Annotated in this window: 17 protein-coding genes and 1 other annotated feature; of the genes, 6 read left to right on the plus strand and 11 right to left on the minus strand. The window is 46.7% G+C overall.

Annotated elements, in window-relative coordinates; all coding sequences use genetic code 11:
- Positions 1 to 11: 11 nt before the first annotated feature.
- A complete protein-coding gene (locus BLCOC_RS19905) occupies positions 12 to 920 on the minus strand; it encodes a carbohydrate ABC transporter permease (protein WP_018598382.1) in 909 nt (302 codons plus the stop codon).
- Between the two features lie 72 nt (positions 921 to 992).
- Positions 993 to 2,324 carry a sugar ABC transporter substrate-binding protein gene (locus BLCOC_RS19910; protein WP_018598383.1) on the minus strand — a complete coding sequence of 444 codons (1,332 nt, stop codon included), beginning with the start codon at positions 2,322 to 2,324 and terminating at the stop codon, positions 993 to 995.
- Positions 2,325 to 2,710: 386 nt separating this feature from the next.
- Here BLCOC_RS19910 and BLCOC_RS19915 point away from each other — a divergent pair, with 386 nt between their 5' ends.
- The 4 genes from BLCOC_RS19915 to BLCOC_RS19930 all read left to right on the plus strand — a co-directional run bounded on the left by BLCOC_RS19915 (position 2,711) and on the right by BLCOC_RS19930 (position 8,059).
- Positions 2,711 to 3,886 (plus strand): Gfo/Idh/MocA family protein, encoded by a 1,176-nt coding sequence (locus BLCOC_RS19915; RefSeq protein ID WP_115623149.1) that lies wholly within the window; start codon positions 2,711 to 2,713, stop codon positions 3,884 to 3,886.
- 211 nt (positions 3,887 to 4,097) lie between these two features.
- On the plus strand, positions 4,098 to 4,877 hold the full coding sequence (sigG, locus tag BLCOC_RS19920; RefSeq protein ID WP_115623150.1) for an RNA polymerase sporulation sigma factor SigG: 780 nt from the start codon (positions 4,098 to 4,100) through the stop codon (positions 4,875 to 4,877).
- A 110-nt stretch (positions 4,878 to 4,987) separates the two neighbouring features.
- Positions 4,988 to 5,182 (plus strand) — a binding site (T-box leader).
- A gap of 43 nt (positions 5,183 to 5,225) precedes the next feature.
- Entirely contained in the window at positions 5,226 to 7,187 is a 1,962-nt protein-coding gene (gene thrS / locus BLCOC_RS19925) for a threonine--tRNA ligase (RefSeq protein ID WP_115623151.1), read from the plus strand.
- A 44-nt stretch (positions 7,188 to 7,231) separates the two neighbouring features.
- Complete coding sequence (locus BLCOC_RS19930) at positions 7,232 to 8,059, plus strand: undecaprenyl-diphosphate phosphatase (protein ID WP_115623152.1); 828 nt, start codon at positions 7,232 to 7,234, stop codon at positions 8,057 to 8,059.
- Between the two features lie 124 nt (positions 8,060 to 8,183).
- On the opposite strand, the gene BLCOC_RS19935 is transcribed toward BLCOC_RS19930, so the two are convergent.
- The 6 genes from BLCOC_RS19935 to eda all read right to left on the minus strand — a co-directional run bounded on the left by BLCOC_RS19935 (position 8,184) and on the right by eda (position 14,925).
- Positions 8,184 to 9,686, minus strand: a complete 1,503-nt coding sequence (locus BLCOC_RS19935; RefSeq protein ID WP_018598389.1) for an alpha-N-arabinofuranosidase — start codon at positions 9,684 to 9,686, stop codon at positions 8,184 to 8,186.
- Between the two features lie 241 nt (positions 9,687 to 9,927).
- Complete coding sequence (locus tag BLCOC_RS19940) at positions 9,928 to 11,460, minus strand: glucosyltransferase domain-containing protein (protein ID WP_115623153.1); 1,533 nt, start codon at positions 11,458 to 11,460, stop codon at positions 9,928 to 9,930.
- 76 nt (positions 11,461 to 11,536) lie between these two features.
- Positions 11,537 to 11,791 carry a YlmC/YmxH family sporulation protein gene (locus tag BLCOC_RS19945; protein ID WP_018598391.1) on the minus strand — a complete coding sequence of 85 codons (255 nt, stop codon included), beginning with the start codon at positions 11,789 to 11,791 and terminating at the stop codon, positions 11,537 to 11,539.
- Between the two features lie 186 nt (positions 11,792 to 11,977).
- Positions 11,978 to 13,000, minus strand: coding sequence for a sugar kinase (locus BLCOC_RS19950; RefSeq protein WP_018598392.1), 1,023 nt, complete (start codon positions 12,998 to 13,000; stop codon positions 11,978 to 11,980).
- 195 nt (positions 13,001 to 13,195) lie between these two features.
- Positions 13,196 to 14,221, minus strand: coding sequence for a sugar kinase (locus tag BLCOC_RS19955; RefSeq protein ID WP_018598393.1), 1,026 nt, complete (start codon positions 14,219 to 14,221; stop codon positions 13,196 to 13,198).
- 68 nt (positions 14,222 to 14,289) lie between these two features.
- Positions 14,290 to 14,925: a bifunctional 4-hydroxy-2-oxoglutarate aldolase/2-dehydro-3-deoxy-phosphogluconate aldolase gene (gene eda / locus BLCOC_RS19960; RefSeq protein ID WP_018598394.1), complete on the minus strand. Its 636-nt coding sequence runs from the start codon at positions 14,923 to 14,925 to the stop codon at positions 14,290 to 14,292.
- Positions 14,926 to 15,182: 257 nt separating this feature from the next.
- Between eda and BLCOC_RS19965 the strand changes: the two genes are divergently transcribed.
- Entirely contained in the window at positions 15,183 to 15,938 is a 756-nt protein-coding gene (locus BLCOC_RS19965) for an IclR family transcriptional regulator (protein ID WP_018598395.1), read from the plus strand.
- A gap of 96 nt (positions 15,939 to 16,034) precedes the next feature.
- Here the strand turns inward: BLCOC_RS19965 and sigE are convergent, their stop codons facing one another.
- The 3 genes from sigE to aroD form a co-directional block, all read right to left on the minus strand.
- Entirely contained in the window at positions 16,035 to 16,739 is a 705-nt protein-coding gene (gene sigE, locus BLCOC_RS19970) for an RNA polymerase sporulation sigma factor SigE (RefSeq protein ID WP_233457061.1), read from the minus strand.
- 111 nt (positions 16,740 to 16,850) lie between these two features.
- Positions 16,851 to 17,720, minus strand: a complete 870-nt coding sequence (locus BLCOC_RS19975) for a sigma-E processing peptidase SpoIIGA (protein WP_018598397.1) — start codon at positions 17,718 to 17,720, stop codon at positions 16,851 to 16,853.
- A gap of 197 nt (positions 17,721 to 17,917) precedes the next feature.
- On the minus strand, positions 17,918 to 18,679 hold the full coding sequence (gene aroD, locus BLCOC_RS19980) for a type I 3-dehydroquinate dehydratase (RefSeq protein WP_018598398.1): 762 nt from the start codon (positions 18,677 to 18,679) through the stop codon (positions 17,918 to 17,920).
- Between the two features lie 245 nt (positions 18,680 to 18,924).
- Between aroD and BLCOC_RS19985 the strand changes: the two genes are divergently transcribed.
- Positions 18,925 to 19,791 (plus strand): shikimate dehydrogenase, encoded by an 867-nt coding sequence (locus BLCOC_RS19985; protein ID WP_115623154.1) that lies wholly within the window; start codon positions 18,925 to 18,927, stop codon positions 19,789 to 19,791.
- Positions 19,792 to 19,868: the final 77 nt, after the last annotated feature.

Consider the following 19,868-nt stretch of genomic DNA (forward strand, 5'->3'; position numbering starts at 1 on the left):
TTGCTCCTCCTCTACTCTTTCTCACTTACCATGCGCAGATATATCCCGGAGAATACTGCCATGAAAATAAATAATATCACAGACGCCGCTGCTGCCGTCCCGAAATTATGGTTGATGAAAGCCTCACGATAGGCAAAGGTATAAAGTATCTCCGTGCTGTACAGAGGCCCGCCTCCCGTCATCAGCCAGATGGTGTTAAAGCAGGATACAATACCTATCAGATTTAAGATCGTGGCAATTGCCAACGGCTCCTTAATAATGGGCAGGGTTATTCTCCAAAAACTTTGGAAGCGCCCGGCGCCGTCGATTTCAGCGCTCTCATAGACGTCCTGGGGTATTCCCTGCAGGGCCGCCAGGATAAATATCATTTGGAAAGGAATGCCCTTCCAGATTGCCACCAGTACCACACACCAGAAAGCAGAGCCAATATTTCCCAGCCAGGAGACCGATTCCGTGATAGCTCCCAGCTTGACTGCCAGTATGTTGATGATCCCCACATTCGCGTTATATAAAAAGGTAAATGTCATTGCCGCGATGGCATGGGGGACAGCCCAGGGCACCAGGATCAGTGTGCGGTATAATGACCTTCCTCTCAGTTTCATATTCAGCGCCAGCGCCAGCAGCATGGCTGCCACAAGCTGTACGATAAGGTTCACCAATGTCCATTTCACGGTGTTTCCAATGGACTGCAGAAAAACCTTGTTCGCAAATATATTCTTATAATTTTCCAGTCCCGCAAATGTATTAAAAATGCTGTCCTTTGGACGTACCAGATTGTAATTGACAAAACTAAGATAAATTCCGCGGCACAGCGGATAAATGGAGAGGGCCAGGACAGCTATGACCGCAGGTGCCAGAAGCAGATATCCGGGCCAGTTTTTCTTCAGTTCCAGTCCCGCCCCTTTTTGTTTTCTTCCCATATTCCCACCTCAGGACGGGCAGCTTTCCCCGGCATTGCTATTTTGCCGGAGAAAGGATAACCCGTTTCTTCATTACTTATAATTAGATGCAATATTCTCATTCAGCTTCTGTGTGAGAGATTCCAGTGCCTCCTCTGCTGTGGCCTTTCCATAGTCCACCTCCAGGATGGCATTGGTGATCAATTCATCAATGGCCTTTTCATTGATAACAGCCGGACGGGCACAGGTATATGGGAATTCATCGGTAAATACTTTCAGCCGTTCTTTCCCCTCCAGCGCTTTCCCATAATCAAAATCTTTTCGAGCAGAGATCTTTCCCTCCACTGCCAGGATGGGATCTCCCTTTTCTGAATTGATGTACTGGATCAGATCATATGCTGCTTGGGGATTTTTGCTGTTGGCATTGATATTCCAGGTCCATCCGCCCAGTACGGTTGCCTGGGTCTTTCCCTCCACCATGGTAGTGATACCGTAATCCAGATCAGGATTGATGCCGTCAATACCGGTTGCGCACCAGTCTCCGCCCAGGAGGAATGTGGCCTCTCCATTGGCAAAGCTTTCATAAACCTTATCCCATGTGGTAGCCTCTTTAAAGGATTCTACCAGGCCTCCTTTTTCTATCACGTCGCAGATATAATTCCAGGCCTCTTTTCCCTGTTCATTGTCGATCACCACAGACGGCGTCTCACCGCTGGTATCAATGACCGGGCATTCATTCTGATAGAAAAAAGAATAAAATGCATATGCGCTCTGATATGTGATGATCCCTCCGTATCCGGCCTCCTTTACTTTCTCAAGGGCACCGGAAAGCTCCTCCCAGTTTGTGGGAACTGAAAGGCCCAGTTCATCCAGACGTTCCTTGTTATAATACAGGCCGCAGCAGTCCATATACCAGGGAACAGAATAGTATTCTCCCTGGAACTTACCGGAATTAAGAGGTCCTTCCTGATACTGAGATACCAGATCCTCTGCTGTGGACAGCTCGCTCAGCGGATATAAAAGTCCCATTGCCGCTAGATCAATGGCATGTCCGGAATTGTCCATGATCACCACATCCGCTCCGCCTCCTGCCAGTGCTGCCGTCTGGAAAGACTCCTTGATATCCTGCTGTGAGGCTCCCTGAACCGTGATCTTCGTTCCGGGATGTTCCTCCTCGTACTGTCTGATGGTTTTTGTGAATTCCGCGCCCAATTCCGTGGATTCGTCAACCCAGTCATTTGTCATAAGAAGTGTGATCTCTGCCGCGTCTCCCTCTGCACTGTTCTCCTGACTGCTCTCCTTTTTGTCAGGTGTATTGTCTTCTTCGGTCTTATCCTCCCGGCCGCTCTGGGAATTTCCACATGCTGTAGTTCCCAGGATCATTGCTGCCGCCATCAGAAGGGCTGTCACTTTTTTTCTCTTCATATTTTCTTACCCTCTTTTCCCTGTGTTTCTTTTCTGGTTTCCATAGTATTCAGGCAGAAAAGATTCCTGCCCCGCTCTGCATCTTCATCACGCCGGCTGTTCTGAATTGCTATAAACACATTAAACCATATCCCTGTTATTTTTAGAATAAATATATTATTTGACTTTTTGCTATTCCATCTTAAAAAATTTTCAGATTCCCTGTTATTTTTCCATCTGCGGATTTTTTATATTTTTACTGGTCTCCAAATAAAATATGTGCAGATCCGCAGAAAAACCTGTCTGTTTTTTCGGTGATCCTGCGCCAATCAGAAAGTTTTCTTCATTCCCTTAAGAAGATATCTGGTCTAAAATCTTATGTACAGAAGAAAAGGAGGACTTTGAATATGAAAAAATTAAATGTAGCCTTAGTTGGACTCAGCTTCGGATTGGAGTTTGCCGCCATCTACTGCAAGCATCCCGATGTGGACAAGGTCTATGTTGTGGACAAAAATGAAAAGCTTCTGAACATTGCCAGAGAGAGGTACAGCATTCCCCCAAGCCAGTGTTTCACCGATTTACAGAGTGTACTTGACATCCCTGAGATCGACGCTGTCCATCTGGTGACACCGCCTTCCACACACGCGCCGTTTTCTGTGCGGGTACTGAATGCGGGAAAGCACTGCGGCTGCACCATCCCTATGGGCATGAGCCTGGACGAACTAAAGCAGGTCATTGAAGCGAGAAAGGCTTCAAAAAAGAATTATATGTTTATGGAGACCACTATTTTCCAGCGGGAATTTCTCTATATGAAGGAACTGTATGAAAAAGGGGAACTGGGGCGCCTGCAGTATATGACATGCGCACATTATCAGGATATGGAAGGCTGGCCTGATTACTGGAAGGGGTTCCCGCCTCTTATGCATCCCACTCATGCCGTTGCACCGTGCCTGATGCTGGCAGGGCATCTGCCGGAAAAGGTGTATGCCAGAGGTTCCGGTAAAGTCCGTAAAGAACTGGAGGAAACATATGGGTGCCCTTACGCTTTTGAAGCCGCGTTTATTACCCTTCAGGACAGTGATATCACCATTGAGATGGAACGTTTTCTGTACGGTGTGGCCAGAAGTTATTCTGAGTGTTTCCGTGTATACGGTGAGAATAAGAGCTTTGAGTGGCAGCAGCTAGCAGACGAGGACCCTGTCCTTTATACCAGAACAGGAGAATTACAGAGAGTAGATATACTCAATGAAGAGAAAGAAGAATCCAGCAGAGGGGGAGAGATCCTGGAAAAGCGGATCAAGATTCCGGATTATGCATACCTTCTGCCTGATGAGATCGCATCCTTCACCACCAACACGGTATATAACAACGAAAACACCCATCTCTCATTCAAGCAGGGCGGCGGACACGGTGGTTCCCATCCCCACCTGGTACATGAATTCATCCGTTCTATCTTGGAGGAACGGAAGCCGGCCATTGATGACATCATGGGAGCTTACTGGACAGGAACCGGGATCTGTGCCCATGAATCCGCCATGAAGGGCGGGGAAGTGATCACCATACCGCGGTTTGAAGAGCTTTAGATGAAGTCAAAAACCCTTGTTTTTAACACTTTTTTGTTGAAAACAAGGGTTTTTTCTATTGATATCAACTCCTGTTTTTTCATTTATCCCATCTGTTTTTCCGAATTGTCAAGGGCTAAAACTTTATTAAATTTTCCGGGTTGTCGTATATTGTCCGCACCAGGTGAGAATCATTTTACTAGACATTAAAATTTCCAGGAGGATTCTTGCAATGGCACTTAATAAAGTTGAAATATGTGGTGTGAACACTTCCAAACTCCCTGTCCTTACCAACGAAGAGAAGGATATTCTCTTCGAGCGGATCAAAAAGGGAGACACGGAAGCCAGAGAATTATATATCAAGGGAAATTTAAGACTGGTGCTCAGTATCATCAAACGCTTTTCCGCCAGCAATGAAAATGTGGATGATTTATTCCAGATTGGCTGCATCGGGCTTATGAAAGCCATTGACAATTTCGATACGACTCTGAACGTGAAATTTTCTACTTATGCGGTTCCCATGATCATCGGTGAGATCCGCAGGTATCTGCGCGACAACAACTCTATCCGTGTCAGCCGTTCTCTCCGCGATACGGCATACAAAGCCATCTACGCCAAAGAAAATTACGTAAAGAAAAATCTCAAAGAGCCAACCATCAATGAAATCGCCGAGGAGATCGGCATTGAAAAAGAAGACATTGTCTATGCCCTGGATGCCATCCAAAGTCCGGTCAGCCTCTACGACCCTGTATACACAGAAGGCGGAGATACCCTGTATGTCATGGATCAGATCAGTGATAAAAAGAACAGGGAGGAAAATTGGATTGAAGATCTCTCCCTGAAAGAAGCCATGAAACGCCTGGATGACAGGGAAAAACACATTATTGAAATGCGATTCTACGAAGGAAAAACTCAGATGGAGGTTGCCCAGGAAATCGGCATCTCCCAGGCTCAGGTCAGCCGCCTGGAAAAACACGCACTGAAAAATATGAAGAGCTATCTGCGCCCCTGAAAATCCTGCACTCCCGGCTTGACATTCTCTCCCATAAATGATATGCTAACACCGATTCAGAGTGTTTCTGCAGACTGTCGGACAGATCACAGATATACTCTGTCATATAGACCAACGCGTAGACAGGAAGAGTAAAATGTCTATCCATGCAGAGAGGAATGCATTTGGTGTGAGCATTCTATGGGGAAGCATTTGAAGACCACCCTGGAGCGGCTTTAATAAAGTCCGGCCGACACCGTTATCGTCTGAATGAGTGGTATTTACAAAAAGGGTGGAACCGCGGTATCTTGTTTATCGTCCCTGAACAGTCTAAGGATTGTTCAGGGTTTTTTTATGGAGGAAAAAAGAATGAAAATCACATTAAAAGACGGTTCAGTAAAAGAATATGCTGAATCCAAATCTATCATTGACGTTGCTTTTGACATAAGCGAAGGACTGGCAAGGGCCGCCTGCGCCGGCGAGGTGGACGGCCGGGTGGTGGACCTGCGCACTGTTCTTGACAGGGACTGTACGCTGAACATCCTCACTGCCAGAGATCAGGAAGGACTCCGAGTTGTCCGCCATACCTGTTCCCATATCCTGGCGGAAGCCGTTAAAAATCTGTATCCCAACGCCAAACTTGCCATCGGACCAGCCATTGACACTGGTTTCTACTATGACTTTGAGGCAGAACCTTTTTCAAGAGAAGATCTTGACAAGCTGGAAAAAGAGATGAAACGGATCATCAAAAAGGGAAATAAACTTGAGCGCTTCACACTTCCAAGGGAGGAAGCGATTCAGTTCATGACAGAAAAAGATGAGCCTTACAAAGTGGAATTGATCACAGATCTTCCCCAGGATGCCGAGATTTCCTTTTACTCCCAGGGGGATTTCGTTGATCTGTGCGCAGGCCCTCATCTCATGAATACAAAGGGGATCAAAGCCTTTAAGCTGACCTCCTCCTCAGGCGCCTACTGGAGAGGCGACTCAAACAAAACCATGCTCCAGAGAATTTACGGAAGCGCATTTGCAACAAAGGATGAGCTGAACGAATATCTTCAGCATCTGGAGGACATAAAAAAACGCGACCACAACAAACTGGGACGTGAAATGGAATTATTTACAACTGTCGATGTGATCGGACAGGGACTTCCCCTGCTGATGCCCAAAGGCGCCAAGATCATCCAGACACTCCAGAGATGGATCGAGGATGAGGAGGATAACAACTGGGGATACATCCGTACCAAAACTCCTCTTATGGCAAAGAGTGACTTATATAAGATTTCCGGACACTGGGATCACTATAAAGACGGCATGTTCGTACTGGGAGATGAGGAGGCGGACAAAGAGGTGTTCGCCCTGCGTCCCATGACCTGTCCCTTCCAGTATTATGTATATAAGTCCAAACAGCGCTCCTACCGCGATCTTCCCCTTCGCTACAGTGAGACCTCCACACTTTTTAGAAATGAGGACTCCGGAGAAATGCACGGTCTGACACGTGTCCGCCAGTTCACCATTTCAGAGGGACATTTGATCGTCCGCCCGGATCAGATGGTGGAAGAATTCAAAGGCTGCCTGGCGCTTGCCAAGAAATGCCTGACCACTCTGGGACTTCAGGATGATGTGACCTTCCATTTATCAAAATGGGATCCTGAAAACACAGAAAAATACATTGGGGATGCCCAGGTCTGGGAAGAGACTGAGCAGCACATCCGCAGTATTTTAGAGGAACTGGATGTTCCGTTTGTGGAGGATGTGGGAGAAGCCGCCTTCTATGGCCCCAAGGTTGACATCAATGCCAAAAATGTATACGGCAAAGAGGACACCATGATCACCATACAGTGGGACGCGCTGCTGGCTGAACAGTTTGATATGTACTATATTGACCAGAACGGAGAAAAAGTCCGCCCGTACATTATACACAGAACTTCAATCGGCTGCTATGAGAGAACCCTTGCATGGCTCATTGAAAAATACGCCGGTATGTTCCCCACCTGGCTCTGCCCGGAACAGGTCCGCATCCTTCCTATCTCAGAAAAATACCAGGATTATGCAGTCAGGGTAGAGGCTGAATTAAGGAAAAACGGAATCCTCTGCACCATTGATGAGCGCTCTGAAAAAATCGGCTATAAGATCCGTGAGGCGCGGCTTTCAAAGGTTCCTTACATGATCGTTGTGGGAGAAAAAGAAGAAGCGGAAGAAAAAGTGGCAGTCAGAAGCCGTTTCCTGGGCGATGAGGGTCAGAAGTCTCTGCAGGATTTCATTGAGGATATCTGTAAGGAGATCCGAACAAAAGAAATCCGCAAAATTGAGATACAGAACGACAAATAAAGCTGCCCCACTAAGGATTTCACTACAGAAAGGAAAAGCTATTTATGGATTTGATTGAAATCTTAAAGGCAGTCATTCTGGGCATCATCCAGGGTATCACAGAATGGCTGCCAATAAGCAGCACAGGGCATTTGATCTTGTTTGACAATATCTGGCCCATGACCTCCACACCGGAATTTTTTGAGGTTTTCAAAGTGGTGATCCAGTTCGGCTCCATACTGGCTGTTCTGGTCCTGTTTTTCCACAAGCTCAACCCCTTTTCTCCAAAGAAAAGCGCCTCCGAAAAACAGGAGACCTTTGCGCTGTGGAAAAAAGTTGTTGTGGGATGTATTCCCATTGTGATCGCCGGCCTGCCTCTTGACATGATCCTGGAGGACTACCTGTCCAGTGTATATGTGATCGCTGCCACTTTGATCCTGTACGGTATCGCTTTTCTTGTCATTGAAAACAGAAAAAGACAGCCGAAAATGGAAACTTTAGAGGCCCTTACCTATCAGACAGCTTTTTTCATAGGCTGTTTTCAGGTATTGGCAGCAATTCCCGGGACTTCCAGAAGCGGCGCCACTATCCTGGGCGCTGTCATCCTGGGCTGCTCTCGGTATGTGGCAAGTGAATTTTCCTTTTTCCTGGCTATTCCGGTCATGGCAGGCGCCAGCGGACTGAAGCTGCTGAAATATTTTTTAAAAACCGGAATGTTTTCCGGGTCGGATTGGATTCTTCTGATAATTGGAACACTGGTGTCCTTCGTTGTATCGGTGTTTGCCATCCGTATGCTCCTCAGTTATATCAGAAAACATGATTTTAAAATATTCGGCGTTTACCGTATTATATTGGGTCTTATTGTAATTGTATATTTCAGCCTACTGGCCTGAAAAAGAAACGCAGGATGATTTCCGGGGCTGACAAAAAGCCGGGCTGTCGGCGGTAAGCTGACAGTCCGGCTTTGATCATTGGCCGGCTCGGCTGGTTTTTTTGTTTCCCCAGCTTTGCAGGTATTTATTTCACTGCCAGATGCAGTACACTGCACGCAGGTACAGTAAATGCAATTCCTTTGTCTGTGATCTTCACATTCTTAAATTCCTTCACCTTTACATTTTCCGGCTCATCGAAGGTATTCATGGCATGCATCTCTTCTGCCAGGATTTCTCCTTTTACCTCTGTCACAGGTTTTTCCAGGATCAGCGCATCCACCTCATACGCTTCTTCCAGGGAAAGATTCGTGATGGTGATGTGCATCACACCTTCAGCGTCTACTGATACAGATTCCGTCAGGTTCGGCACCTGATACTCCTCATCCACACCGATTCTCTCTGTGTCCATATGGCTGTCCAGAAGTTCTGCGTCCTGATGGTATTTGTACATATTAAATACATGGTAAGTGGGTGTCAACAGCATCTTCTCCCCTTCTGTGAGGATGACGGACTGAAGGACATTTACCAACTGGGCCAGATTGGCCATGTGGACACGGTCGCTGTGTTTGTTGAAGATGTTCAGGTTGATTCCGGCTACCAACGCATCCCTCATGGTGTTCTGCTGATAGAGGAAGCCCGGATTTGTACCGGGTTCAACTGTAAACCAGGTGCCCCACTCATCCACGATCATACCGATTTTCTTTTCCGGGTCGTACTTGTCCATAATGGCTCCGTGGCGGTTGATCAGCTCTTCCATATAAAGAGTCTTGCTCAGTGTCTTATACCAGGCCTTATCGTCAAAATCCGTAGCGCTTCCCTTGATGTCCCATCCCTCCGGATGTGTATAATAATGCAGAGAAAGACCATCCATAAATCCATGCTGGAAAGGCTGGCTGTGGCGGAAGCAGGTGTGCATAACGCCCTCTGTCCACTCATAATCATCCACATTGGCACCGCAGGCAATTTTGTAGATCTTTTTGTCTGACTTATAATCCCTTACGTAAGTCTGGTAACGGCGGTACTCATTGCCGTAGTATTCCGGTGTCATATTTCCCCCGCATCCCCAGTTTTCATTTCCCACACCAAAGAAGGCCACATCCCAGGAATCCTCGTGCCCGTTTTCCTTCCTCAGATCAGCCATAGGAGAAACGCCGTCAAAGGTCATATATTCCACCCACTCTGACATTTCCTGTACAGTTCCGCTCCCCACATTTCCGTTTACATAGGCCTCACAGCCAAGCTGACGGCACAGTTCAAAAAACTCATGGGTTCCAAAGCTGTTATCCTCCACAACACCACCCCAATGGGTGTTGATGATCTTCTTCCGGCTCTCTTTCGGGCCGATCCCATCTTTCCAGTGATACTCATCCGCAAAACATCCGCCCGGCCAGCGCAGAACCGGAATCTTCATTTCCTTCAGGGCTTCCACCACATCTGTACGCATGCCGTTTACATTGGGGATCGGAGAATCCTCTCCCACGTAAAGCCCCTCATAAATACATCTTCCCAGATGCTCGGAGAAATGCCCGTAAATCTCCTTATGTATTTTGCTCTTCTTTACATTTGGGTTAATTACCAGTTTTGTCATTACCGATACTCCTTTTCTCTTTACTTCGTAATTGTTCAGTGGCCTCACCGCTTCGGACAGCGCAGGAAGTGCGCAGACCCGCTTCGCCGTCACGATACCTCTTAACTATAGAATATCACTTGTATGCACTTCAATACAATTTGTTTTTTTATAATTTGGTTTCATATTTGTATATAAAAATGTCCGCTTTATATATGAAATGACCGCAGTGCGTTTTCCTTTCACACTGCGGTCATCTGTACTATTCTGTCACCACATTATTTACGGCATACCATTTTTTTGTAGGCTGTGAGAACTTCACAATGATCATGTCATCCAGTTCCCGGATACTTCCCTCCTGGGGCCATGATGTCATGGATTCGGCCTCTGCGGCGGCTCTTCCGATCATCTCCGCAGATGCCGCTGTCACTGCATATCCCTGCGTTCTCAGAAAGTCCTTCATCCTGGAAACATTCCCCTCATCCCACGCAAAAATGGAACCTCCCAGCGTATCTGACTTCTGGATCGGCAGCTCGTCCGGCTGCACCATCCCTACAAACGCTATGGGCTTTGCATGATAATCCATGCCTGCTCTCCCAATATCGTACATGAGCTGGGACGCTGTGGTCACATCTCTCTCATAAGCAATACTTCCATAATAATATATCATATTCATATTCCTGGCATTCAGAAACAGCAGATACGATACAAACACGATCATTGCCGTCTTTACTGTCTTTCTCCTGAGTGCACCGAATATAAGATAGAGCTGTACAGCCCCTAAAAGCGGAATCGCCAAAAGCATCCTGCCGTGGGTCCTGTAGGTTGCCAGCATCACATACATGATAAACGGCGCTATACAAAGAGCGGTGGTATAAAAAAATACACCAAGCTTCTCCTTAACGCCTCTGCGCCTAAAAAACAGCCACAAAGCATAGATCACAAAGAGCACAGTAACACAGCGGATGACTTCCCCGCCGTATATATACTCTCCCTCATAGGGGATCGCAAAAGATACCCTTCCCACATTGAGAACCGAGGCTGCAAACATGGCTTTCCAGTTCTCGCTGAACCAGCCGATATAATTCTCCTCCAGATATCCGGCAGTCCCTGAAAAATGCCAGATGACCATATCAATGCCGTAATATACAGCCGCCGCTGCCGCGCAGAGCACAGCACAGGTCACAATAAAGCGAAGCAGTCCTCTCTTTTCCATCTTCACAAATCTGAGGAGGCAATAGGCAACCACACCTGTCACATACACACAGATCAGAGCCTGATACACAGCAAACCCATACAACAGGAGCAAAAATGCATAACCGGCATCTCTTTTTCTCTTATCCTCCACAAACCTGACACTGGATACAAACCCAAAAGCCACGGCCGCCATGGCTGTACATACCTGGAGATTGAACATGGAGAAGGAAAGTATTTCCCCCACCACAAACGGCAGTGACGCGTAGTATGCGGTAAAGAAAAACATCTGCCATTCTTTGACTTTTTCTTTCCCTAACAGTGCATAGGCAAAGATAACCCCTGAAAAATGCCAGCACACCACTGACAAAAAATCCCAGAGAAACGGCGCAAAATTCCCCTCCCTGGTAAAAATAAGGTCAAACAGCCACACTGAAAATCTCCCCTGTAAAAGCCACAAAAGTGACGGCTGGTTGGCCAGAATCCATGTCTCCTCATCAATTGTTATGGTAAAATGCGTCAGCATAAATCCAAAACAAACGAGAGAAAACAACAGCGAGAACAAAAATGCCCTCTTATACTTCACCAAAAATCCCTTCATTGGTTCCCCTCCTTTTACGCCTTTTATCATACTTCACCGAAAAAAGCGTGTCAAGGAACCACCCCTGTGTTCTTTCTTATTCTTTCTTTAGAAACTTATCTTCCTTGATCTCTACCAGAATAATATCCTCCCCGATCTGCTTAATACACTGCCAGGGTATCACATACTCACTGGCCGGCCCAAACAGCCCGCAGAGCTTGCCCGGAACCGGCACAATGATCGCCGTCAGACACCCTGTCTTAGGATCAAACTCCACATCTAAAGGACACCCCAGACTTTTACAGGTACAAATATTGATAACTTCCTTCTGTCTCAGATCACAAACCCGCATAATCCCACCAAAACACACCCTTATTACCTATCTTATGCTCCCCATCACGTCCAATTTCCATGAAATTTCACTGTGGTATAGTTATTCTTTCCTTACTATTAATCACACAGAATCTATTTTGGGGGTTCCCTGTCATTTATCACACAGAGTCTATTGGGGGCTATATTTTTACTTCTCTATGATCCCTTATCTGTCCATTTCTGCCTGCATTCCTGTATCCTTATGGTTCCGTATGATCCGGTTGATCTCTTTCAGGTCACAGGAGGGCAGATCCCCCGGAATGGTATTTTTCACCGAACTGGTGGCATTCCCATACTCCAGTGCCTTCTGACAGTCAAATTCATGTGCCAGAAGCCCGTAAAGTGCCCCTGAGATATAAGCGTCCCCGCTTCCGATCCTGTCCACCACCTCTATATCCCGGTATGGCTCCTCCTCATAATACCTGTCCTCTTTAGCGTTATAGATCACAGACCCAAATGTATGCACCTTAGGACTGTGCACGATCCTCTGGGTAGAAGCCACGATCGATATGGGATATTCCTCCGTAAAGCTCTTCATTATGGACTTTACATCCCCGTCCTTCAAAAATGTCAGCCGTGCCGTATCCTCAGAGCAGAAGAAAATATCCACATAGGGCAGGATTTTCTCAATACATTCCTTTGCCTGCGCCCCGGTCCAGAGATTACCGCGGAAATTTACGTCAAAAGAGATGAGTGCCCCGTTCTCCTTAAACTTCCTGATCATCTCAACGGCTGTATTCCTGGTATTCTCCGCCAGAGCCAAGGTGATCCCGCTGGTATGAAAACACCTGGTGCTGGCAAACATCTCCCTGGGCAGCTCCTCCACCTTGATCTTACAGAAGGAAGCGTGCCTCCTGTCATAAACCACACTGGGTTTCCTGGGGTACGCTCCGTTTTCATAGTAATAAATCCCCAGCCTTGCATCTGGCTCCTCATCATACACCAGATAGTCATCGCTGACTCCGCAGAACCGGACCCTGTTCTTCGCGTAAACCCCCAGGGCGTTATCCGGCAGCTTGGATATGATGCCTGTTCTGAGTCCCAGAAGGGACGCGCCTGACACCACATTAAGCTCCGCGCCGCCCACCTGCTTCTGGAATGTCTCACCGCGCACGATCCTCTCATTATCCGGCGGTGACAGCCTCAGTAAAATTTCTCCCAATGAAAGCAAATCAAAATCTTTTTTCATTCTAAAACCCTCCCTGTTCCTCTAATTTATCAATAAGCACAAAAGCTGCTGTCCAAACCATTTGATCCGGCAGATAGCTCTCTGGGGATCATCTGTTGTTATAAACAATGGGATGCTGTTTTCACAACATCCCATTTTTATTTAAATGTTCACCCATGGCAAAAGGGCTATCATTTATAACTATTTAATCTGTTCTTATCTCTGTACACGTCCTGAACCGTCTCCGCCTGCAAGTTTGGAAACCTCGTCCATGGAAACCATGTTGAAGTCACCTTCAATGGAGTGCTTCAGGCAGGAGGCCGCTACTGCGAACTCGATGGTAGACTGTGCGTCATAGCCGTTTAAGCATGCGCAGATCAATCCGCCGCCAAAGCTGTCACCGCCGCCTACACGGTCAACGATGTGCATTTTATATTTTTTGCTGAAGAAGTAATCTTTTCCGTCATATAACATTGCAGACCAGTTATTGTCATTTGCAGACAGGGACTCTCTCAGTGTAATGGCAACCTTTGAGAAACCAAAACGATCAGCAAGCTGTTTTGCAACATCTTTGTATCCCTCATGGTTTACAGTACCTGTGGTGACATCTGTGTTGGCTGCTTTGATGCCGAATACATCGGAAGCATCCTCTTCGTTTGCAATGCAGACATCCACATATTTGCAGATTTCACCCATGACCTGTCCTGCTTTTTCCTTGGACCACAGTTTATTTCTGTAGTTTAAGTCACAGGAAATGGTCAGGCCTGCGTCTTTGGCCGCTTTGCAGGCTTCCAGACAGATGGCTGCCACTTCGTCATTTAAGGCCGGTGTGATCCCAGTGAAATGGAACCAGTCAGCACCGTCAAAAATATGCTTCCAGTCGAAATCGGAAGCTTTTGCTGCTGCAATGGAGGAACCGGCACGGTCATAGATTACCTTGGAAGGTCTCTGGGATGCGCCTTTCTCAAGGAAATAAATTCCCACACGGTCACCACCGCGCACGATTTCTGTAGTATCCACACCATATTTTCTCAAAGAATTGACAGCAGCCTGTCCAATCTCATGTTTTGGCAGCTTTGTGACAAATGCTGCGTCGAATCCGTAGTTGGCAAGGGAAACGGCTACATTCGCCTCTCCTCCGCCGTAGGTTGCGCCAAAAGTATCCGCCTGTACAAAACGGTAATATCCTTCCGGTGCCAGTCTCAACATGATTTCACCAAATGTGATCACTCTTTTTGCCATTTTTAAAATTCTCCTTTGCCATAAATCCTATATTATTTTCACTATAATAACTCTTATCAGCTTACAGCCTATCTTACTTCTTTCACCAGAGCTACCGCTTCCTCTGTCAGGGATTTGATCTTATCAAACTCTCCTGCTGCAATCATATCTCCTTTTACCATCCAGCTTCCGCCGCATGCGAAGATTTTATCGCAGGTCAGATAGTCTTTTACATTCTTGGGACTGATACCGCCTGTGGGCATGAATTTGATCCCCACATAGGCTGCTGCCATAGCTTTAATGGTGGATACTCCGCCGTACTGCTCAGCCGGGAAGAATTTGAGAACCTTCAGGCCGCGTTTTACACCCTGTGCCACTTCAGAGGGGGTTACGCATCCCGGCAGGACCAGAATCTCTTTGCTCAGACAGTAGTCAACGATCTCCGGATCGAATCCCGGGCTTACAATGAATTTCGCACCTGCTGCAACTGCACGGTCAACCTGCTCTGTGGTCAGAACAGTTCCGGCACCTACCAGCATCTCAGGGAATTTCTCTGTCATGGTACGGATAGATTCCTCGGCTGCCGCAGTACGGAATGTCACCTCTGCACAGGGGAGACCACCCTCACATAATGCCTTTGCCAAAGGCTCTGCATCCTTCACTTCATTTAATACGACGACAGGAACTACACCGAATTTTGAAAGCTGTTCTAAAATTGCACTCATAACTTCCTCCTTAAAATGGTTGATGATTTTTTGTTTTATGGGCCTTGCTGTAAAGTTTAATTTCGCCTATTCGCTTTATTCATTCCACATTATGAAACTTCGTTTCGTATTGTGGTATCTTTATCTTGAATTATACTCTTCTCGCCTGGATTGTCAAGAGAAAATCGAAAAAAAATTCCGGTTGTTTCCTGAATGGGAAAGTGTTACAATAACGCCAAAGCCTATTCGTGAAAAATAACCAAAGGCAGGAATAAATTATGGAAGAAAAGAATCCCATCCAAGTGGCTGACAGGCTCTTTCTGGTCCTGGAAACCCTGGCATCTGACGGTCCCATTGCGCTGGCGGACTTGAGCCGGCAGCTTGCGCTGAACAAAAGCACGGTACACCGTCTGCTCTGCTCCCTTATCTACATGGGATATGTGAAACAGGACACAGACACACAGAAATATGATCTGTCCCTAAAAATATTAAGTCTCTCCAACCGGCTGTTGAGCCGCATGGACATTTTGGAGATCGTACGCCCTCACTTAAAAAAGCTCTCCGAAAAAACAGGGGAAACCGTACATTTTGTCCAGCTTGACGGTGCGGAGGCCGTATATATCTATAAAGAAGAATCCTACCAGAACTCTGTGCGCATGGTCTCCAAGGTGGGCAACCGGATTCCCCTTTACTGCTCCGGTGTGGGGAAAGCCATGGCCGCAGATATGGACGAGGAACAGATACGGCGTTTCTGGGAGGCAAGCAGGATCATACGCCTGACCCCCCATACCATCACGGACTTTCCCCGTTTCCGGGAAAAAATAGAGGAAGTAAGAAAAAAAGGCTACGCACTGGATGATGAAGAAAATGAGTTGGGAGTGAGATGCATTGCTGTCAGCCTCCCGGACTATAAGGGACGTGCCCGTTACGCTTTCTCCATCTCCGCCCCCGCCGCCAGAATGTCCGATGAGCGGATTGCACAGCTTGCAGAGATCATCCTGAAGGAAAAACAGGATATACAGCAGAACATGTAATAAAAACAGCCGCCAACAACAGGAAACGAGAATCCCTATGGATTTGTGTTTCCCGCTGTTGGACGGCTGTTTTTTATTACATATACTGCTATTGTGTTATTCGTACCTTACAATTTCTTTTTTCAGCCTCTTCATGATCCGCTTTTCCAGCCTGGATATGTAGGACTGGGATATGCCCAGAAGATCTGCCACTTCTTTCTGGGTCTTTTCTCTGCCATCCGGCATATTGATGCCAAAGCGCAGGCGCACAATGGTCTGCTCCCTTTTTGTCAGCTTTCCGATGGCTTTCCCCAGAAGGGACCGTTCTACTTCACTCTCTATTCCCCTGTAGATAACGTCCTCATCTGTTCCCAGAATGTCGGACAAAAGCAGTTCATTTCCATCCCAGTCCACATTCAGCGGCTCATCAATGGAAACCTCCATCTTTGTCTTGCTGTTTCGTCTGAGATACATGAGGATCTCATTTTCAATACATCTGGACGCGTATGTTGCCAGTTTGATCTTTTTTGTGGGGTTAAATGTATTGATGGCCTTAATGAGACCTATTGTCCCTATGGAGATCAAATCTTCCACCCCTACCCCGGTGTTGTCAAATTTTTTGGCAATATACACGACCAGACGCAGGTTATGTTCGATCAGACGGGATTTTGCGTCTGCATTGTCCTCTGTCTGTAATTTTCCTATCATTTCCGCCTCGGACTCAGCGTCCAAAGGCGCCGGAAGGACCTCTGCCCCTCCGATATAATGAATTTCTTCCCCTCTTCTGAATATAATATTGGAAAACCCCGAAAAAACAGGCATCTGTACTTTTCTCTCTGCTGCTGCTTCCATATTCATTTATGCTCCTCCCTAAAACTGTCAAAGCTAATCCTGACTTTTTGCTCTGCTGTGTGCTCATGGATCCGGAACCCCTCACGGTTCTGCACTCACAATGCACGGATTGACGATTATCTGAAAGTTTCCGGCAGTGGAAAGCTGGTTCCCTGCAAGCCCTAAAACCGCATGTTTCACCACACTGCCTTCTTCTCCTGCTGATACATATAGTTCATCTACAGTGACGGCAAGCATTAGTCCATTATCCTGCCCCACGCTGCGGTATGAAATGTAATGGGGATGAAAGGCCAGTACAGACCGGGCACAGATATCCTCTGTGCTTCCGTTTCCGTCAAGAAGCCTCTCAAAAGAAGCCTTTTGGTCCTCCCCAAGAAGCTCCTCAAACTTCCCGTATTCCACAACGCTCACCGGTTTTCTGGTGAGTGTGTCACGCAGCCTGTTGCCAGTATCATACAGTCCTTTGACTTTCACTGATTTGCCGCCTGCGCGAATAACAACTTCGCATATGGCGGAGCTTTTTCCTTTTAAGTATTCCAAGAGTCGCATTCCTAAGATGAGAATCCAGTAAGTGGCTGTGGTGATGAAACAAAACGTAAGTAAGCCTTCCTTTGTGCTTACCGGCAGAGCCGTAAGAATTCCTCCTGTGAGAAAAGAAAAACCGTACAACAGTAAAAGCCCTGTGACCAGTTTTCTCCATGACCTGCACCTGCAGCCCACCCACACCATGAGGACGCCCAAAAAACCATGTGAAAGTAATACCCGTACGTAGGGGGACGATAAGGGCAGTAATGTGATCACACAGATACCGGCAGCTCCCAGCGCCGCACCTGCCAGAGAGCTAAGAGGAGTGGCAGTCCCCTTCAGCACCCGGTTCACCAGACGCAGCAGCAAAAAATCCATTACCAGATTGACTACGAAAAAAACGTCAATGTAAAATTCGTAGTACACAAAACACCCCCTAAACCTTGTATGACTCATTCATGACAACAGAAAATCCACTGTTAGATCTTCCGCCGCATACTTATCTGGAATAAGTAATGTTCATTATAGGCGATAGGGGGTGTTTATTTTGTCAAAACCGCTTGGACGAATCAAAAATCTTTTCGACAGTTTCGGTCCTGTTTTTTCTTGTTATGTTATCCTTTTTATGTAAAGCTTTCATGAAGAAGACACAGGGTTTTTCGCATCCTCTCAGCCGGGATCTGTCCCGGCGCGGAGGCCTTTATTCCCGCTGCAAATGTGACGGATGAGCCTGACATCTCTCCGCAAAGACGGCTTAAAACTCCTGTTTTTCCCATAGACATGGTAATGACCGGTTTGTCTGATCTGCTCTTCATCATGACGGTTGCTGTCAAAAGTGCCATGAGATCTTCCTCACTTTTTGGCATGACAGCCAGTTTCAGAATATCAGCCCCGAAACTGTCCATGGTCTCCAGCCGCTTTACCATCTCTTCTATAGAAGGGGTCCTGTCAAAATGGTGGTTGGAGGCAACCACAAAAGCGCCGCATGCCTTCAGGCTTTCCATAAGGTATTTTGTCCTGTCCGTGTCAAAAAAAGCCTCCACGTCGATCAGGTCTGCAAAGCCGGTTTTGGCGGTATTTTCCAGAAGATTTACATAATCCGCATAGGTGATGGGACAACTGCCCCCTTCTTTGTCGGTTCTGAAGGTAAAAAGAAGGGGAATCTTGTCTAATCTGTCATGAATTGTTTTCAACATTTCCAAACGCTTTTCGCTGTTTGCTCCCTCTTCATAACAATCTGCGCGCCATTCCACCAAATCCGGTTCCATGTTTTTTACAATTTCTGCTTCTTTTATGATTTCTTCTCTTGTCTTTCCTGTAAGGGGAATGCAGATCTTCGGAATTCCCTCCCCGATTTTTACATCTTTTATCTCTACGGTTTTCATGATTCTTTCTCCTTCCGGCAATATTACGCTGGTTTACTGTTCACTTTGTGCCAAGCGACACGCTTTGGGATGTACAGATATGCGCATTCTGCCGCTATTATAGCATACTTTTTTTCTTGACACCATGAAAGTTTCCTTTTACACTTTAAATTGAAAGTAAAAGTGTCGTTGTAAAAGATCACACTTTTAAAATACTTGGAACAGTAATGCAAGGGTTACCGTTCAATACGAAAGGACAAACACTCATGATACCAATCACAGGACATACACAGCTTACCGGTCTTCTGGGAAGCCCGGTGGCGCACAGCATCTCACCCATGATGCACAATACAGGATTTCAGGCTCTGGAACTGGATTATGCCTATCTCTGTTTTGATGTAAAGGAAAATAAACTGCAGGACGCGGTAAAAGGACTGCGTGCCCTCAATGTAAAGGGCTTTAACCTGACTATGCCCAATAAAAATAAAATACTGGAATACCTGGATGACCTTTCTCCTGCCGCAAGGCTGATCGGCGCAGTCAATACAGTGGAGAACAGAGATGGACGGTTTGTGGGACACAATACAGACGGCATCGGATTCATGCGTTCCGTCAGAGAACAGGGTCTCCACGTGAAGGGAAAGACCATCACTCTGATGGGCATCGGCGGTGCTGCCACTGCGATCTGCACCCAGGCAGCCCTTGACGGAGCCGGCAGAATAAACGTATTTGCTCGTATGACAAGCCAGTATCTTCCAAGAATGCAAAAGCTGCTGGAACGTTTGGAAAGGGAAACCGCTTGTGAGATCCATCTATGTGACAATGAGGATAAAGAGGCGCTGAAAAAAAGCGTAGATATGAGTGCGCTGTTTGTAAATGCTACCTCTGTGGGGATGTCCCCCCACGTGGAGGCGTGCATTTTGCCGGATGAATCTTTTCTGCATCCGGGACTAACTGTGGGAGATATTATTTACAACCCCTGGGAGACACGGTTATTAGAAATGGCCAAAAAAGCAGGATGTAAAGCGTTTAACGGATATTCTATGCTGCTGTACCAGGGAGCTGAAGCTTTCCGGATATGGACAGGGAAAGAAATGCCCGTAGAATTGGTGCGCAGAACGCTGGGCAGATAAATACAGGAGCTTTACCCAAAAGAGGAATATCCCGTGGAATTGTATGCTTTCCAGCACATGATCCACCAAGGGATATT

Origin of the sequence: Blautia coccoides (genome assembly GCF_034355335.1) — a bacterium.
Classification (GTDB): Bacteria; Bacillota; Clostridia; order Lachnospirales; family Lachnospiraceae; genus Blautia; species Blautia producta.

What these genes read in the sequence shown, in the direction of transcription:
- BLCOC_RS19945 (WP_018598391.1), bottom strand. Translation starts at nt 11,791, where the DNA reads ATGCGGGTTTGTGATCTGAGACAGAAGGAAGTTATCAATATTTGTACC.
- BLCOC_RS19940 (WP_115623153.1), bottom strand. Translation starts at nt 11,460, where the DNA reads ATGAAGGGATTTTTGGTGAAGTATAAGAGGGCATTTTTGTTCTCGCTG.
- BLCOC_RS19915 (WP_115623149.1), top strand. Translation starts at nt 2,711, where the DNA reads ATGAAAAAATTAAATGTAGCCTTAGTTGGACTCAGCTTCGGATTGGAG.
- BLCOC_RS19905 (WP_018598382.1), bottom strand. Translation starts at nt 920, where the DNA reads ATGGGAAGAAAACAAAAAGGGGCGGGACTGGAACTGAAGAAAAACTGG.
- BLCOC_RS19935 (WP_018598389.1), bottom strand. Translation starts at nt 9,686, where the DNA reads ATGACAAAACTGGTAATTAACCCAAATGTAAAGAAGAGCAAAATACAT.
- thrS (WP_115623151.1), top strand. Translation starts at nt 5,226, where the DNA reads ATGAAAATCACATTAAAAGACGGTTCAGTAAAAGAATATGCTGAATCC.
- BLCOC_RS19930 (WP_115623152.1), top strand. Translation starts at nt 7,232, where the DNA reads ATGGATTTGATTGAAATCTTAAAGGCAGTCATTCTGGGCATCATCCAG.
- aroD (WP_018598398.1), bottom strand. Translation starts at nt 18,679, where the DNA reads ATGAAAACCGTAGAGATAAAAGATGTAAAAATCGGGGAGGGAATTCCG.
- BLCOC_RS19950 (WP_018598392.1), bottom strand. Translation starts at nt 13,000, where the DNA reads ATGAAAAAAGATTTTGATTTGCTTTCATTGGGAGAAATTTTACTGAGG.
- BLCOC_RS19910 (WP_018598383.1), bottom strand. Translation starts at nt 2,324, where the DNA reads ATGAAGAGAAAAAAAGTGACAGCCCTTCTGATGGCGGCAGCAATGATC.
- BLCOC_RS19955 (WP_018598393.1), bottom strand. Translation starts at nt 14,221, where the DNA reads ATGGCAAAAAGAGTGATCACATTTGGTGAAATCATGTTGAGACTGGCA.
- BLCOC_RS19985 (WP_115623154.1), top strand. Translation starts at nt 18,925, where the DNA reads ATGATACCAATCACAGGACATACACAGCTTACCGGTCTTCTGGGAAGC.
- BLCOC_RS19965 (WP_018598395.1), top strand. Translation starts at nt 15,183, where the DNA reads ATGGAAGAAAAGAATCCCATCCAAGTGGCTGACAGGCTCTTTCTGGTC.
- sigE (WP_233457061.1), bottom strand. Translation starts at nt 16,739, where the DNA reads ATGCCTGTTTTTTCGGGGTTTTCCAATATTATATTCAGAAGAGGGGAA.
- sigG (WP_115623150.1), top strand. Translation starts at nt 4,098, where the DNA reads ATGGCACTTAATAAAGTTGAAATATGTGGTGTGAACACTTCCAAACTC.
- eda (WP_018598394.1), bottom strand. Translation starts at nt 14,925, where the DNA reads ATGAGTGCAATTTTAGAACAGCTTTCAAAATTCGGTGTAGTTCCTGTC.